Raw genomic sequence first — 15037 nt, forward strand, 5'->3', positions numbered from 1 at the left:
TTTAGCGTTTAGACTATTTATCTGCAAGTAGCTTATCAAAATCACTTTCGAACAATCTATCCTGTGTAATCCTATACTTTTCAAATTCTGTTTCCGCTTTATCCTTTGCAATTTCCATGGAGATTTTACCTGCATTTTGCAAGACATCTCTATCATCAGAAAGCAAAAACTTGTCAATTCGGTTTGCCCAATCCTCCATAGTAAGAGGAATATGCCGCTTTGCCGCCGACTCTGCAAGCTCTAAAAAGGCAGATACAATTCTGCCTAAATCCTCAATTTCATCTTTAGATAAATAGTTTTTTGCAATGGAAACATCGGATTTTACAATTTTACCATCAGGTGCCTTTTCCCAAGTAGTCAACCCCATATGTCCCTTTTCACTATCGGCTCTGTTGTAAATGATTTCTGCGGCGGTGTGTTTGGTAATAGCATAGTGCATTTTGTTCTGCACCTTTGCAAAGAATTTTTTGGTGGTAGGAGCATTTTTATCGTAGTCAATAGCGGTTGCATAAATATCGGTAATTTTCTGGTAAAATCGTCTTTCCGATAGGCGAATTTCTCTGATTTCTTCCAACAAATGCTCGAAGTAATCTTCATCAAGAAAAGCACCGTTCTCCATGCGCTTTCTATCAAGCACATAGCCTTGCTGTGCAAATTTTGATAAAACAGCAGTCGCCCAACGCCTAAACTGGGTGGCACGAACAGAGTTTACCCGATATCCGACAGAAATAACTGCATCGAGATTATAGTGGACAATACTTCGGGCGACCTGTCTTTTTCCTTCGGTTTGAACTACTCGAAATTTTCGAGCAGTTGCTTCTTGTTCCAATTCCCCGGAAGAATATATCTCTTTTAGATGATATGTTATGGTATTGGACTCCACATCAAAAAGCTCGCCAATCATTTTCTGTGTCAACCAAAGTGTGCCATCTTCATAGCGTACCTCAATGCCCTCTGCATGGGATTGCTTTTCAAAAATCAAAAATTCAGCGGTGCTGTTTCTGATTACCAAATCTTTTTTATCCATTACTGCACCTCATCATCTTCCACAATTTCCATAATATCAGAAATATCACAATGCAATGCAGTGCAAACCTTGAGCAGCACATCGGTGGTGACATTCTGATTTTTACCCATCTTTGCCATTGATACAGTGCTTATCTTTGCTTCTTTTAGCAAATCTTTTTTCATCATATCTCTATCTATAAGCATTTTCCAAAGCTTTTTATACGAAAATTTCATGGTATTCACCTTTCTGTTTCCAACAGTTTTCTTATAGGTAATATTATATAACTGATTTTAATTTTTCACAACTCAAATTTGAATTTGCAAATTCGCAAATTTCGAATCTTGTTTTGTACACAAAGAAAAGCCATATCAAAACTGTTATAGAATTGATATGGCTTTTTCTCGTATTCAGTTTACCTTGACCCTCGGTTCACAAGTTGTCCTTATGACTACTCGTATTCTCTCAGAGGTTTTTGTTCTATATGCCTGCTTCTTTTTTCAATATATCGGCTTTATCGGTTTTCTCCCAGGACACTCCTAAATCTGTTCTGCCCATATGACCGTAGGCTGCCAGCTTTCTATATATGGGTTTTCTCAAATCCAAATCCCTTATTATTGCAGCAGGCCTTAAATCAAATACCCGGGAAACTATCTCAGATATTTTATCATCGGCAATCTTTCCGGTGCCGAAGGTTTCGATAAGGACTGATACAGGCTTCGCAACTCCTATTGCATAGGCAAGCTGCACCTCACATTTGGAAGCCAGGCCTGCAGCCACCACATTCTTTGCCACATATCTTGCTGCATAGGAAGCCGAACGGTCAACCTTGGTGGGATCTTTGCCGGAGAAAGCTCCGCCTCCGTGCCTTGCATATCCGCCATAAGTATCTACGATTATCTTTCTCCCTGTCAAGCCCGAATCTCCATGAGGTCCGCCTATTACAAACCTGCCGGTGGGGTTGATATAGTACTTGGTTTTATCATCAAGCATATTCTTGGGTATGATAGGCTTTATGACATGCTCTATCATATCCTTCTCTATGGTGGCCTGATCCACATCAGGGCTGTGTTGGGTGGAAACCACTATGGTATCAACCCTTACAGGCTTATCATCAATATATTCAACAGTGACCTGGGTTTTTCCGTCAGGCCTCAAATAATCCAAAACACCGTCTCTTCTTACTTGGGCCAGCTTTCTGGCCAGTTTATGGGCCAAGGATATAGGCATAGGCATCAGTTCGGGAGTTTCATCACAGGCATAACCGAACATCATTCCCTGATCTCCGGCTCCGATGGCAGCGACATCAGCTTCGCTCATTTCTCCTTTTTTGGCTTCCAGCGCCTTGTCAACCCCCATTGCAATATCTGTAGACTGTTCGTGAATCGAAGTGATCACGCCGCAGGTATCCGCGTCAAAGCCGAACTTTGCCCTCGTATATCCTATCTCCTCCACGGTCTCCCTCACGATTTTCTGGATATCCACATAACAATTAGTGGTTATTTCTCCCATTACATGTACAAGACCTGTAGTTGCGGTGACCTCGCAGGCAACCCTTCCCATCGGGTCGTGTTCCATTATAGCATCCAATACTGCATCTGATATTTGATCACAGACTTTATCCGGATGTCCTTCAGTTACAGATTCAGAAGTAAACAGCTTTCTTACCATTTTATCTCCTCCTTTTTTTCTCTAGGGTATTACTTTAAGGTCAGCCTCTAGCTTCTGGCTGCTAGCCTCTAGCATTAGGGTATTCCTTACGGGTTTAAGAGAACGGAAAACACGGATTAACACGGAATCTTTCCCAACACGAAAAGATCCTTCAGTCGTTCCTCTTTCAGTGTAAAAATCCGTGTTCTCCGTTTCCCCCTATCTGCCCATAATCGGCATTAAAAAAAGCTTCCCTGATGAGAAGCTCATTTTCATAACGAAAATATATCCTCATCTTTCAGGAACAATCCTGCAGGAATTGGCACCGCGCTCAATGCCGGTTGCCGGGTTTCATAGGGCCCTTCCCTCCACCTCTCTTGATAAGGTAACCTTTATTCAGTTTGCAAAAGTATATTAGCACATTTGTCCAAAAAAGTCAACAAAAAAGCCCTTTCGGGTTTTTGTCTTAAAATGGTGGGGAAAGGTGGATTCGAACCACCGAAGTCTGAGACAACAGATTTACAGTCTGCCCCCTTTGGCCGCTCGGGAATTTCCCCACGTGACAAAGTCTATAATACAACAGATGCATAGCTTTTGTCAACATTATTTTTGTTGAAATTTATTACAACTCCTTATACAGCCTTGATCCGTATGAGGTTACAAATTTATACAGCAGCATATCCGCTATGATATAAAAGCCGAAAATCATAATAAAAGCGTAAATATAGTCAAGCCTTAACCAGACAACCAAGCCGAAATTCAAAGCTCCGAAAGCTACACTGATCAACATATTCAGCAATCCGTTCATATTCTGCTTTACGGCTTTTTGCTCATTGTCCCAATTTAATTTGGGGAATTTCAGGTCTATCATGATTCCTGCATAGTTTATAAAGAAGATGCAGGGCAAGCTCATCAAAAGCGCCGCAAAAATCAAATATATGGGAAAGGAGAACACAAGCCAGAGCACTATGAAAGCCATTATCATTCCCAAAAGGCCCATGAGTATACCTGTTTGAGCCTTTGCATTTATCTGTGTCTTATAATCTACCGGCAGATATTTTGATACATATAGGCTCTTCCCTTCTCTGGATATAGCCGTTGATGAAATCATATTTGAAGCACCTATGAAGAGAGCCGCAGCGGCTGCCCCTGCAAAAATATAAGGCAATACGCCGGGATCTTCCAAATACCTGGCCAGCTCCCTTATATCCCCCAGGTCTTCGTTTCCGGCAAAGAAAGGTATCAGTATGAATACAGGCCAGAGGAAATTCATCAAAATACAGTTCATGAAGTACACGGGACTTCTGTAAAGCAGCTTTAACTCCTTTGCTCTGAAAGCCCTTAAAGCGCTGAGCTTCCTGTACAAGCTCATTTTGGCGGCGCCGCTTTTAGGTCTTCTGGCCGGAGCTGCCTCTGTCAGGCCTATGACACCTTTGAAATAAAACTTTTCGCCAATATAAAAGAACAGTCCTATAAATGCTGCTGCACCGGCAATAGCCAATGCCATGCTTCCAATGGAGCGCAGCAGCTCACGGTAATCGGTCAGGGCCATGGTCATAAATCTGTTGATTATAAAAATATCCTGGGATTTGGAAAGCAAAGAATTATTCCCCTGCTGAAGCAGTTTCATCATATCCTCAGGATTTCCAAGCCTTCCGGAAAATTTCTGTATGATCATGTTAAAGCCTATGGCCATTGCCATTGCAACGATACCCGAAATCGTCTTCATCCGATCCTTATTTTTTACAAATTTAAAGCTTCGCATAACAAAGATGCTTAAGAAAGAGGAAAAAACCAGCGGCACTATAGGCAAAAGCAGATATGCGATGGCCCCATAAATATAATAAAGTAAATTTGCTTTATCCTTTATACCGTAGGAAACCAGCACCGGGAGAAAAAATACCAGCTGGGTCATATACTCATAAACCAGCACCGATGCAAACTTGGCTCCAAGTATCTGCCAGGGCTTCAATGGCAAAGGGAGCAGCAGCTCGATATCGTTGGAGTAATAAAAAACGCCCATGATGAAAAATATGCCCAATATGAATGTAACCAGACTCACCAGGGAAATAGCCGTCCACATTATAATACCCTGCTGCCCTACCGACGCCATAACGCCGTAGCCTTCCCAGGCCGCAGTCCATATAAGCGCTGCCATGGGAAGCATAGATATAGCTATCAGGGCTCCCAGGGCTATAGATTTTTTATTAAATTTAAAGTTTGTTTTCAAGAGGATCTTGACCAGCTTCAACATCTTATTCATTTTCTACCAACTCCAGGAACATATTTTCCAAGGATTCATCGCCCTTGAAATGCTGCCTCATTTCCTCAATAGAGCCATAAAACAATATTTTCCCTTTATTGATTATTGCTACTTTATCGCATATCTTTTCTGCTACCTCCAGCACATGGGTAGAAAAAAATACCGTCTTGCTTTTGGCAGCATGTTCTCTCATCATTTCTTTGAGAATGAAGGATGACTTGGGGTCCAAGCCCGTCATAGGCTCATCCAATATCCATACGCTGGGCTCATGCAGCAATACGCCCATCAATACGATCTTCTGCCTCATGCCGTGAGAATAGCTTTGAATCTGGTCAAAGAGCGCTTCTGCCATACTGAATCTTTCTGCAAGATTATCGATCTCGGGCTTTCTATCCTGAGACGGCACTTCATAAACATCAGCCATGAAGTTGAGGTATTCTATTCCCTTGAGCCTCAGGAACATATCCGGGCTGTCAGGCACAAAGCCAAACTGCTTCTTTGCCTTGATGGGCTCCTCCGAGATATCTATGCCGTTGATCTTGATGCTGCCGCTGTCACTATTTAGAATTCCTGTTATCATTTTTATTGTAGTGGTCTTTCCCGCTCCGTTAGGTCCCAGGAAACCGATAATTTCACCATCAGGAATCACAAGGCTTATATTATCCACTGCCTTATTTTTGCCCCCGAAAGTCTTCGATACATTGCTTATTTCTATCAAGATCATAACCTCCAGTTATTTAGATGATTATTTAAATATCTAATAGTATTCTACACTTATTTTATTATTTTATCAATATTATAGATAAAATATAAAATAAAAAACCGCAGGGAATCCTACGGTTAAAATTCATATATGGTGGGCACAATAGGGCTCGAACCTATGACCCTCTGCTTGTAAGGCAGATGCTCTCCCAGCTGAGCTATGCGCCCAAATAAAAATGGTCGGGGTGACAGGACTTGAACCTGCGGCCCCATGGTCCCAAACCACGTACGCTACCATCTGCGCTACACCCCGACGACACTATTAGATTATATATAAAAATTCGTAAAATTTCAATAGGGAATTTGCGTTTTATTTAAAAATATCTTATAAATGCTCATTCATAGTATATTATGCTCTCTTATCATACAAAAGATTCATTTTTCCTATTGGGTCAAATTCATTTAAATAACTGAAACAAAATCATTTAAATAAATCAGATGTATAAATCAAGCTTTCTGCCTATATACATTTTATAACGAGTCTGACGCCTCGTTATCACGGCGTTTTGCAATGGCAGGAGGGGTAATATTGGAGGAGTGTTCAAAAGCCTATTATTTTCAAAGAGATTCCCATATAATCTTGGCAAGTTATCTGAACCGTCATATCAAAGGCAGCTGCCTTGTATTTTGCATAGGTACCGACAGATATATAGGAGATTGCTTAGGCCCGCTCACAGGCACCTTTCTCAGCAAATTAAATTTGGGAATTCCCGTGATAGGAACCCTGGATGATCCGGTACATGCGGTAAACTTGTCTAAAAATGTATATGATATCAAGAAAAAATATCCGGATCATAAAATAATAGCTGTCGATGCGTGCCTTGGCAACGAAGACAGCATCGGCAGCATTCAGATAAAAAATGGCCCTATCCATCCCGGAAAGGGTGTGGGCAAGAGTCTTCCCCCTGTAGGTGATATATCAATAGTAGGCATCGTAGATTCTTCAGAATCAGGCGAATTCCTCTCCATGCACAACATAAGGCTCAGCCTGATCATGAAGATGTCCGAGGTCATCACCCGAGGGATCTATGCGGCTCTTGTGAAGTAAGAACTCAGGATTCAGAACTCAGAGCTCAGAAACTGAGGTAACGAGCTCTGGGGATTTTTCGTGAGATTCCCGTGCCTTTCAGTGGTTGCCGTCTCCCTGTCTTATCCGTTGATTATCGCAAACATAAGCTCCCCTGAGGCAGCAAGCTGCTCTCCCACGTAAGCTTCAGCCTTAGCCTTGCCTATTCCGCGCTTCATCGCTATCATGGTGACTTCCATTCGCAGAATATCACCAGGTATGACCTGTCTTTTAAACCTAAGTCCATCTATTCCCGTGAATACAGCCAATTTGCCCTTGTGCTCCTCCATAGCCAGTATGGAAACCGCCCCTACCTGTGCCATGGCCTCCACTATCAAAACACCCGGCATAATGGGATTGCCGGGGAAATGACCTTGAAAGAAAGGTTCGTTCATAGTAACATTTTTAATGCCTACAGCTCTTTTGCCGTATTCGATTTCAACAATCTTATCCACCAAAAGGAAAGGATATCTATGAGGTATTATTTTCTGTATTTCTTTTATGTCCAGCATGTTATTCCTCTTCATCTATCTTGATATTTGCCGACAGCTGCTTGTACAGCAGTTCTCCCAAGCCCAGGCCCTTGCCCTTGGAGGCCTCCTCTGCAAATTTTTCATAGAGCATATCTTCATAAACTCCGGTAGCAAAGCTTTCACCCATGAGGTCTGATTTTTCTACGGTGTTCCTCATGCTTTTAAACATCATATTCAAAAATACGGACTCCAAATTTGCACATGCTTCCCTAAGCTTTGCTTCATCCTTGCCGGCTGATGCCTTCTGCAGCATTTCTTCGAAGGATTGGTCCTGCGTGGCTTTAGCATTGTCCAAAGCTGCCTTCATTTGTATATTATTGTCCGAATTAATGGGATTTATCAATATTTCCACCTCTTAAATCCTATCTTCTCAGATTATTAGCCAGACCAAGCATCTCATCTGCAGTCTGTATGGATTTAGAATTTATTTCATAGGCTCTTTGCGCCTGGATCAGTTTTACCATTTCCTCAACTATTTGGACATTTGAGTATTCCAAAAATCCCTGAAGTATAGATCCGCCTGAACCGTCATTGGCTGTATCTACAGGCTGTCCGCTGGCGCCGGTAGCTTTATAGAAATTGCTGCCGACACTTTCCAGGCCTGCAGGATTAGCAAAGGTTGTTATGACCAAGCTTCCCAGCTCCTCCAAGGTATCATCCGTTCTTTTAACTACAATATTGCCCGCTTCATCGATTATGACCTGCTTCATATCAGTGCCCAAATCTATTTCTCCGCCGTCACCCTGAATATAATATCCGTCAGAGGTGACCAGCCTTGCCGAATCGTCCTCTATGGACACCTTGAAGCTTCCATCCTTGGTATATAATTCTTCACCATTGGGCCCTATAACCTTGAAAAAGCCCTGGCCGTCTATGGCCAAATCATAGGGATTCGAGGTCTGCTCAAGATTTCCTGTGGTAAAGAACTTATTTATAGCGGCAGTCCTGACTCCGTGGCCTACCTGTACACTTACAGGCTTGCCTTCTCCATCCCTCACGGTTTCTCTCTCCAGGGTTTCGTATAGAAGGTCCTTGAACTCTGCCCTTGATTTCTTGTAGCCCACTGTGTTCACATTGGCCAGATTGTTGGATATATTATCTACGTTAAGCTGTTGAGCTGTCATGCCTGTGCTTGCAGTCCAAAGCGCTCTCATCATGATTCATACCTCCTATAATCTTCCTACTTCATTTACTGCCTTGCCCAATAACTCGTCATGGGCTTTTATAAGCCTTTGATTTGCTTCATAAGTACGGAGCATGGCTATCATATCTACCATCTCCCTCACCGAATTTACATTGGAGCCTTCGATAAAGGCCTGTCGGACAGTGCCTTCGAAAGCCTTATCATTATCGGCCCATTCTTGAGAAATTATAGTGTAGAGATTATCTCCTTCCTTCATCAAAGCACTATAATCCTGAAAATCTACAAGCTTCAGCCTGTCAATAAGTACGCCGTCCGATGTTATTTCACCTTTTTCATTTATTTTTATATCTTCACCGCTGATTTTTATGTAGCCCTTTTCCCCTAAAACCTTATAGCCGTCTTTATTGACCAGATAGCCTTCTGCATCTATGACAAAGCTGCCGTCACGGGTATACCTTTCCCCGCCGTTTGCTTCTACCGCCAGAAAGCCTTTGCCGGATATGGCAACATCCAAAGGATTCCCCGTAGGATCATGATGGCCTTGGGTAAAGTCGGTAGCCACTACACTTGTATGGACACCTGCGCTCATGGTCCCTATATAGTTGAAAGGAGCCGGCATCCTCACGCCGCCTATACTGAGCGACTCTCCTCCCACTTTCATGGTGAGTATCTCCGGAAAGCTCTGGGTAATATACATGTCCTTTTTGAAGCCTGACGTATTGGCATTTGCAATGTTATTGCTTATCGTGTCTATTCTCTTTCCTTCAGAAACAGCGCTTGAAGCTGATATGTACAATCCTCGAATCACTTTATCACCTGTTCTCATTATATTTTAAAGTATCACTATATTTTATCGGTATTTTTATGGAGATAGTTTAGAGGATATTCAAAAAATAGGCTTTGAAGCCTAGGAAACGGAAACTACGCTATGTTCAGAATTAATATGCGATACCCGCAAACGGTAAACGAAAGCCTTCAGGATGACAATGGGCCGAACTTTCATAGCAATGACAAGCCTTTCTTGAAACGCATTTAACGGAAAGTGCAGATTAAAGAAATTTACACTTTCCTATGCATTATAAATTAATCCTTCCGTGTTAATCCGTGAAAAAATACGTGTCTTTCAGTGGTTCCCTGTCCCCCCATGACCCCAGCGGCATACTCAAAGCTAGAGGCTAGAAGCCAGAAGCTGACCCATAAGGAATACCATAGCTTTCGAAATCTGAGTTCTGAGCTCTGAATCCTGAGTTCTAGCCTCCGGCTTAATAACTGCTTATCCTTCTGTTGGAGTTCAGATCTGAGGTTTGAAGCAAATCTATGGATTCCAATGCTTTTCCTGTGCCCAGCGCAACGCTGGATACGGGGTCCTCTGCGATATATACCGGTATGCCTGTCCTCTTGGAAATAAGCTTATCTAATCCATAAAGCAAGGAGCCTCCTCCTGTCATAACGATACCTCTGTCGCTGATATCTGCTGCAAGCTCCGGCGGGGTTCTCTCCAATACGGAGTGTACAGCGTCTGCAATGGCAGATACGGGTTCAGCCAATGCCTCAAGCATTTCTTCAGCCGTAGCCTCTATTGTTTTGGGAAGCCCTGATATGAGGTTTCTGCCTCTGACTTCCATCTTTACTTCTTCATCTCTGGGGTATGCAGTGCCCACTTTTATCTTTAAATCTTCTGCTGTGCGCTCTCCCACCATGACATTATGCTTCTTCCTCATATATCTTACTATAGCTTCGTCAAACTTATCCCCCGCAACCTTGATGGAGGAAGAAACCACAATACCGCCAAGTGAAATAATAGCAATATCCGAGGTGCCTCCGCCGATATCAATGATCATGTTTCCGCTTGCCTTTGAGATGTCGAGCCCTGCTCCTATCGCTGCGGCTATAGGCTCCTCAATGAGCTTCGTGGTTTTGGCCCCGGCTTGATTAGCAGCGTCTATTACAGCTCTTTTTTCAACTTCGGTAACTCCGCTGGGAACGCACACAACCATTCTGGGTTTAAATATTTTCCTCTTTCCTATAGCTTTATCAATAAAATATCTGAGCATTTTTTCAGTAACATTGTAATCAGATATTACGCCGTCTCTCAAAGGCCTTACTGCCACTATATGCCCCGGTGTCCTGCCCAACATAAGCCTTGCCTCTTCTCCAACGGCAAGAATCTTATTGTTATTCCTGTCAATGGCTACCACGGAAGGTTCATTCAGTACAATCCCTTTCCCCTTTATGTACACCAAAACGCTGGCCGTACCTAAATCTATACCCAAATCTTGTCCACCAAACATCCAAAATACCTCCATTAAAAAAATATATATTTATGAAGATTAATTATCGAGTCTATTCCTTAATTTCAAATAGTCCAGCGTATATATTTCTATATAAAATACAAAAATCCTCTTTATCGGACAAAATTTAAGCTCCGGTCTCAATTTTACTACCGGAGCTTTACAGTCAAAGCGGGGGCTATACATTTAAGGTTTGATATTTCATCTTTGTTGCTTTTCCGCCTCTTATATGCCTTTCTGCCTTATTCTTATCCATTATTTCCTTAACCTGAAGAGCTACCACAGGATTGATTTTTGGCAGTCTTTCGGTAACATCCTTATGTACTGTACTCTTGCTTACACCAAATATTTTGGCTGCATCTCTGACAGTCGTCCTGCTGCTTATTATATACTTTGCTATTTCAAGCGCTCTCTCTTCGATGTAATCCTTCAATTAATATACCCCCTTATCTGTGTCTTTTTTACATTCATATGCTGAATTTCATCAATATAGAACATTTATTAAGCTCACACCCCTATCGTTTCAAAGATTGTTTAGGCAAATAAAGCTTGGGATCCAAATTCTTATCACCCTTCATTATCTCGAAATGGAGATGGGGCTCCTCCGCTATCTCAATTATTGCAGTCCTGCCTATGCCGCTGATCACATCGCCTTTTTTGACTTCCTGGCCTATAGTGACCATATCCAGAGTTGATAAGTTGCTGTATATCGTTGTTATGCCGCCTCCATGATCTATTGCAATAGTCATGCCCCATTGAGGGTCGTTCGTTACTTCTGATATTATTCCATCCATCACAGCCCTCACCTGGCTGCCTTCTTCAGCTTTTATGTCCAGACCTTCATGAGTAGTCCACATATCCAGAGTTTTTGAGTAAAGAAGATCGCTGTCCGAAAAATCCAGGCATATGGTTCCGAATACAGGAGCCAGCATTGTTTCAACCTTGGGTTCCTGCATCTTTATCGCCGTAACAGCCTTATCAACTTTTTTGCCCTCTGAAATGCTGGGCTTGGAGGGTTGACTCCCATTTACTTCTTTAATATCTTGTCCCTTATTTTCCGCTTTTTCTGCCGTATCCTCTTCTACAATACTGATGCCTCTGTCTGAATAATCCAGTTCTTCATCCAAATCCTCAAACTCATCCAGCCCTTTTTCAAAATCCATGCCTGAATATTTGTTGTCCAAGTAATTCCTATACTGCCATGCGCCCACCGTCGCCAACATTGCTATTATTATGATTACAACAGGGATATAAATTTTGCGCTTCGAGAAAAACTCATCAAATTTCATTTGTTACACCTCCACCAGTATTATTGCCAGAGGTTTGAAAAAAAATACAATAAAATGCGATTAAATATCACACTCCAATTAAAGTTACGCACCTAATATTTTGTAAATTCACTACGCTGCAGCTTCAAAGCTCGCTAACGCTCAAACAATTGAAACTGCGGTCGCTGTGTTTCATTAACAAAATCTAAGATGCTCCACAATATTCTCGCTTAGATATATTAATCTTCAAAGTCCTTACGGAAGCTTTCCATCGGCGCGATTTCCACGCCTGTATAGTAGTGCTTTACTATTTCTCTATAGGTCGAGCCGTGCTGTGCCATGCCATCGGCCCCATATTGGCTCATTCCTATGCCATGGCCGTTTCCGACAACTGCGAAGCTTATATCATTCTTATTGACATCTATAGTAAAGTTTGAAGAATTCAATGCAAATTGATCCCTCAGATCCCTCCCCTTAAAATACCTGTTGCCCACCTTCATCTTCAATATCCTTCCTCCGCTGCTCCTCTCAATTATTTGAATTTGGCCCGCCAATTTTTTCTTATCCAATTTCATTGTATTGTCCAAAGACATCATGCCTGATACAAATTCATCAATACTGATATTTTTCGTGCTTATGAGCTTTGGAGAATGGTCTTCATATTGGCTCAGCACGCTCCTCAGATACGGTACCTTGTTTACCCATACATCCTCGGAATTCTCCGTAATGCCTCCGCTGGTGGAGTGAAAAACCGCATCTATAAGCCCGTTTTCATATACAATAACCTCTCCTTTAGTGGAAGCAACTGCCTCGTGAATCTTCTTATAGGCCTTTCCCAGAGCCTTTGGATCTCTATAAGCCTGGCAATGGGCGGGTTCTGTACATATATCAGCCCCCGGATGCTTAGTGCAGCCATTTCCCCCATAGCTCACCATCCTCAGCAAGGTATAAGTTCTGGCTGCTAAAGCTTGGGCTTTCAAGGCTTCAATATGAAAGCTTGCAGGCATTTCTGCTGCCACAACGCCTTCAATATATTCCTCAAATTCTATCTCCACCAGCTGGCTTGACTTGCTGTCATAGACATTCACATACAACTGGCTTTCCGTTTTTAGCTCTTTAGGGGTTTTTTTGAAACAGCTTATTATTATTACAGGCAATGCGAAAATCAAAAAAAGCAATAAAACAATGCTAAATGAATACCTCTTCATACATACACCACTCCAAACCAGCTTTTGACTGTTATATGTCTATACTATTTGTGGGAATAAATAATTATGACTGTTTTCTTTTGACAGTCGAAATGTGTATGATTGTATGATTATTTGCCGAAGTATATCGGGCGCTTTTTATTGAATATTATCGTCTTATGTATTAGAATTGAAATGTTTATGAAATTCCGGGAGGAAACATAATGACAAAAATCGATCTTTATAAAAAAATAGAAATCATGAGAGCAAAGCTTCATGATTTGATTGAACAATATGGAATTGACAGCGACATTGTTCTGAGATTCAGTCAGGAATTAGACAAAATTTTATGCGATCTGGAAAACGTCAAAAAGGATTAGCACAGAAAAAATAAGTTGTGTTAATATTCAAAAGGAATAACAGGAGATCCAATCAAAAGATAGGTTTTATCCCTATATTCGCTATATCGCATTGCTACTTGAACATTGACCTTCCTGCCTCTCGAGTATATATAGCCGCCCACTTGGCTGCTGTAAGCTGCGACGCTTATTGTTTCTTCGTCCTTCATGCTTTCAACCTCATAAGCTTTGATATGGTTCAACAGTTTTTTAACAAGGACCTCTACTTGTTCTTTGGCTATCTTTTCTTCATAGCTTCCTGTTATCAGCATATCAAGCTTTATAGGCATACCTGCTTCAAGAAATACTTTTTCGACAAAATATTTATCCTGTATGATATCAGCATAGGTCCCGTTATATATTGCTCTGAAGCTGCAATAGCTTTTTTCTTCTCCATCATCGTTTCTCATGGATTCAACAACTATATGATATGTACCCGAACCCTTCTTTGCGTATAAGACTGCCTTGCTCATATCTGCGGCAGTCTGGATCTCTTTTTTTATATCGCTTTCACCGAAGCCTAATCCGGGTATCAGCGCATCAAGCTTAGAATTCAGTCCCTGCTCATTCATAAAGGTTTCATCCATAACAGTCCAGCCTGACAGAGAACCTTCTTCTATATCGGCCTTTGACAGCTCAAAGCATGAGAGTATAAGCTCTTCGTTCTTTGATGCATAGCTTGCATCCTTACATATGAAGCCGCATACCAATATTAAAATAATGTTTAAAGCGATGATGGAATTTTTTCTTGTTTTCACTTCACTTCATCCCCCTCTAATAGGATTATTGCCAGTTATGGGGGGAGATATACAATATAGGATTCAGGATTTAGGGCTCAGAACTCAGATTTCGAAAGCCATGGTATTCCTTATGGGTCAGTTACTAGCTGCTAGCCTCTGGCCTCTAGCTTTGAGTATGCCGCTGGCGTCAGAAGGAGACGGAGAACACGGATTGACACGGATTTTTGCACGATGTTAATAGTAATGATTATAAAGATTTAGATTTTCTTCAGTGAAATTTAGTGCTTTTTAGTGCATTCTGTGGTTTCCGTTCCCCATGTGCCTATTTGCCCATGTGCCTGGCTTTATTTTTTTATGTGAGGCAGAATTACTCTTATCATATCTTCGATTATTGACATCTCTTCTTCGGAGCATCTATCGATCAATGAACTTTTTTGCTCGCCGTAATTGATATTGACTGCGTCTTTTCCTTTCAGCAAATAATCGGTAGAAACGTGAAAGCAATTGGAAATCTTCATGAGTGTGTTCAAGCTCATCTGTCTCTCTCCACGCTCTAATTGACCGATATAGAGAGGAGAGAGATCAATAATTTCTGCAAGCTTCTCCCGAGTGAGCGCCAGCTTCTCTCTTTCTTTTCGTATTCTTTCCCCAATGCCCTTATTATCAACTTCATGCTCCAATTATTCTCACTCCTTTGTTACTATAACTCTATCGAAAACCCGGCTTCAT

Annotated in this window: 17 protein-coding genes, 3 tRNA genes and 1 riboswitch; of the genes, 2 read left to right on the top strand and 18 right to left on the bottom strand. The window is 41.7% G+C overall.

Annotated elements, in window-relative coordinates; translation table 11 throughout:
• Positions 1-13: 13 nt before the first annotated feature.
• From AC4HCY_RS19415 to AC4HCY_RS19450, 8 genes are all read right to left on the bottom strand, one after another.
• On the bottom strand, positions 14-1027 hold the full coding sequence (locus tag AC4HCY_RS19415) for a virulence RhuM family protein (RefSeq protein WP_255226059.1): 1014 nt from the start codon (positions 1025-1027) through the stop codon (positions 14-16).
• Positions 1027-1242 carry a helix-turn-helix domain-containing protein gene (locus AC4HCY_RS19420; protein WP_491094945.1) on the bottom strand — a complete coding sequence of 72 codons (216 nt, stop codon included), beginning with the start codon at positions 1240-1242 and terminating at the stop codon, positions 1027-1029. The genes AC4HCY_RS19415 and AC4HCY_RS19420 overlap by 1 nt, the downstream gene beginning before the upstream one ends.
• A 244-nt stretch (positions 1243-1486) precedes the next feature.
• Positions 1487-2677: a methionine adenosyltransferase gene (gene metK / locus AC4HCY_RS19425; protein ID WP_491094946.1), complete on the bottom strand. Its 1191-nt coding sequence runs from the start codon at positions 2675-2677 to the stop codon at positions 1487-1489.
• Positions 2678-2944: 267 nt separating this feature from the next.
• Positions 2945-3043, bottom strand: a riboswitch (SAM riboswitch).
• A gap of 85 nt (positions 3044-3128) precedes the next feature.
• Positions 3129-3213: transfer RNA gene (locus tag AC4HCY_RS19430), tRNA-Tyr, on the bottom strand.
• Between the two features lie 65 nt (positions 3214-3278).
• Positions 3279-4919: a putative ABC transporter permease subunit gene (locus AC4HCY_RS19435; protein WP_491094947.1), complete on the bottom strand. Its 1641-nt coding sequence runs from the start codon at positions 4917-4919 to the stop codon at positions 3279-3281.
• Entirely contained in the window at positions 4912-5637 is a 726-nt protein-coding gene (locus tag AC4HCY_RS19440) for an ABC transporter ATP-binding protein (protein WP_323432817.1), read from the bottom strand. Before AC4HCY_RS19440 ends, AC4HCY_RS19435 begins: the two co-directional genes overlap by 8 nt.
• A 136-nt stretch (positions 5638-5773) precedes the next feature.
• Positions 5774-5849 (bottom strand) — tRNA-Val (locus tag AC4HCY_RS19445).
• Between the two features lie 9 nt (positions 5850-5858).
• A tRNA-Pro gene (locus tag AC4HCY_RS19450) sits at positions 5859-5934 on the bottom strand.
• A 276-nt stretch (positions 5935-6210) separates the two neighbouring features.
• Here AC4HCY_RS19450 and yyaC point away from each other — a divergent pair.
• Positions 6211-6729 carry a spore protease YyaC gene (gene yyaC / locus AC4HCY_RS19455; protein ID WP_491094948.1) on the top strand — a complete coding sequence of 173 codons (519 nt, stop codon included), beginning with the start codon at positions 6211-6213 and terminating at the stop codon, positions 6727-6729.
• A 101-nt stretch (positions 6730-6830) separates the two neighbouring features.
• Here the strand turns inward: yyaC and fabZ are convergent, their stop codons facing one another.
• The 8 genes from fabZ to spoIID form a co-directional block, all read right to left on the bottom strand.
• Positions 6831-7259, bottom strand: a complete 429-nt coding sequence (gene fabZ / locus AC4HCY_RS19460) for a 3-hydroxyacyl-ACP dehydratase FabZ (RefSeq protein WP_323432815.1) — start codon at positions 7257-7259, stop codon at positions 6831-6833.
• A gap of 1 nt (position 7260) precedes the next feature.
• On the bottom strand, positions 7261-7623 hold the full coding sequence (locus tag AC4HCY_RS19465) for a rod-binding protein (protein ID WP_491094949.1): 363 nt from the start codon (positions 7621-7623) through the stop codon (positions 7261-7263).
• Between the two features lie 19 nt (positions 7624-7642).
• Positions 7643-8437, bottom strand: coding sequence for a flagellar basal-body rod protein FlgG (gene flgG, locus AC4HCY_RS19470; RefSeq protein ID WP_323432813.1), 795 nt, complete (start codon positions 8435-8437; stop codon positions 7643-7645).
• 12 nt (positions 8438-8449) lie between these two features.
• The gene (flgF, locus tag AC4HCY_RS19475) at positions 8450-9232 is read right to left on the bottom strand and encodes a flagellar basal-body rod protein FlgF (RefSeq protein ID WP_323432812.1); all 783 of its coding nucleotides are present in this window, start codon (positions 9230-9232) and stop codon (positions 8450-8452) included.
• 454 nt (positions 9233-9686) lie between these two features.
• A complete protein-coding gene (locus AC4HCY_RS19480; RefSeq protein WP_323432811.1) occupies positions 9687-10715 on the bottom strand; it encodes a rod shape-determining protein in 1029 nt (342 codons plus the stop codon).
• Positions 10716-10893: 178 nt separating this feature from the next.
• Positions 10894-11148 (bottom strand): sporulation transcriptional regulator SpoIIID, encoded by a 255-nt coding sequence (gene spoIIID, locus AC4HCY_RS19485; RefSeq protein ID WP_255226047.1) that lies wholly within the window; start codon positions 11146-11148, stop codon positions 10894-10896.
• A gap of 82 nt (positions 11149-11230) precedes the next feature.
• Complete coding sequence (locus AC4HCY_RS19490; protein WP_255226046.1) at positions 11231-12004, bottom strand: M23 family metallopeptidase; 774 nt, start codon at positions 12002-12004, stop codon at positions 11231-11233.
• Positions 12005-12222: 218 nt separating this feature from the next.
• Positions 12223-13191, bottom strand: coding sequence for a stage II sporulation protein D (gene spoIID / locus AC4HCY_RS19495; protein WP_255226045.1), 969 nt, complete (start codon positions 13189-13191; stop codon positions 12223-12225).
• 203 nt (positions 13192-13394) lie between these two features.
• Between spoIID and AC4HCY_RS19500 the strand changes: the two genes are divergently transcribed.
• On the top strand, positions 13395-13550 hold the full coding sequence (locus AC4HCY_RS19500) for an aspartyl-phosphate phosphatase Spo0E family protein (protein ID WP_255226044.1): 156 nt from the start codon (positions 13395-13397) through the stop codon (positions 13548-13550).
• A gap of 20 nt (positions 13551-13570) precedes the next feature.
• On the opposite strand, the gene AC4HCY_RS19505 is transcribed toward AC4HCY_RS19500, so the two are convergent.
• Positions 13571-14326, bottom strand: a complete 756-nt coding sequence (locus AC4HCY_RS19505; RefSeq protein ID WP_491094950.1) for a YwmB family TATA-box binding protein — start codon at positions 14324-14326, stop codon at positions 13571-13573.
• Between the two features lie 326 nt (positions 14327-14652).
• A complete protein-coding gene (locus tag AC4HCY_RS19510) occupies positions 14653-14988 on the bottom strand; it encodes a helix-turn-helix domain-containing protein (RefSeq protein ID WP_323432809.1) in 336 nt (111 codons plus the stop codon).
• Positions 14989-15037 lie beyond the last annotated feature (49 nt).

This window comes from Lutispora sp. QWL-02, from assembly GCF_058315355.1.

What these genes read in the sequence shown, in the direction of transcription:
- AC4HCY_RS19415 (WP_255226059.1), bottom strand. Translation starts at nt 1,027, where the DNA reads ATGGATAAAAAAGATTTGGTAATCAGAAACAGCACCGCTGAATTTTTG.
- AC4HCY_RS19420 (WP_491094945.1), bottom strand. Translation starts at nt 1,242, where the DNA reads ATGAAATTTTCGTATAAAAAGCTTTGGAAAATGCTTATAGATAGAGAT.
- metK (WP_491094946.1), bottom strand. Translation starts at nt 2,677, where the DNA reads ATGGTAAGAAAGCTGTTTACTTCTGAATCTGTAACTGAAGGACATCCG.
- AC4HCY_RS19435 (WP_491094947.1), bottom strand. Translation starts at nt 4,919, where the DNA reads ATGAATAAGATGTTGAAGCTGGTCAAGATCCTCTTGAAAACAAACTTT.
- fabZ (WP_323432815.1), bottom strand. Translation starts at nt 7,259, where the DNA reads ATGCTGGACATAAAAGAAATACAGAAAATAATACCTCATAGATATCCT.
- flgG (WP_323432813.1), bottom strand. Translation starts at nt 8,437, where the DNA reads ATGATGAGAGCGCTTTGGACTGCAAGCACAGGCATGACAGCTCAACAG.
- AC4HCY_RS19480 (WP_323432811.1), bottom strand. Translation starts at nt 10,715, where the DNA reads ATGTTTGGTGGACAAGATTTGGGTATAGATTTAGGTACGGCCAGCGTT.
- AC4HCY_RS19490 (WP_255226046.1), bottom strand. Translation starts at nt 12,004, where the DNA reads ATGAAATTTGATGAGTTTTTCTCGAAGCGCAAAATTTATATCCCTGTT.
- spoIID (WP_255226045.1), bottom strand. Translation starts at nt 13,191, where the DNA reads ATGAAGAGGTATTCATTTAGCATTGTTTTATTGCTTTTTTTGATTTTC.
- AC4HCY_RS19500 (WP_255226044.1), top strand. Translation starts at nt 13,395, where the DNA reads ATGACAAAAATCGATCTTTATAAAAAAATAGAAATCATGAGAGCAAAG.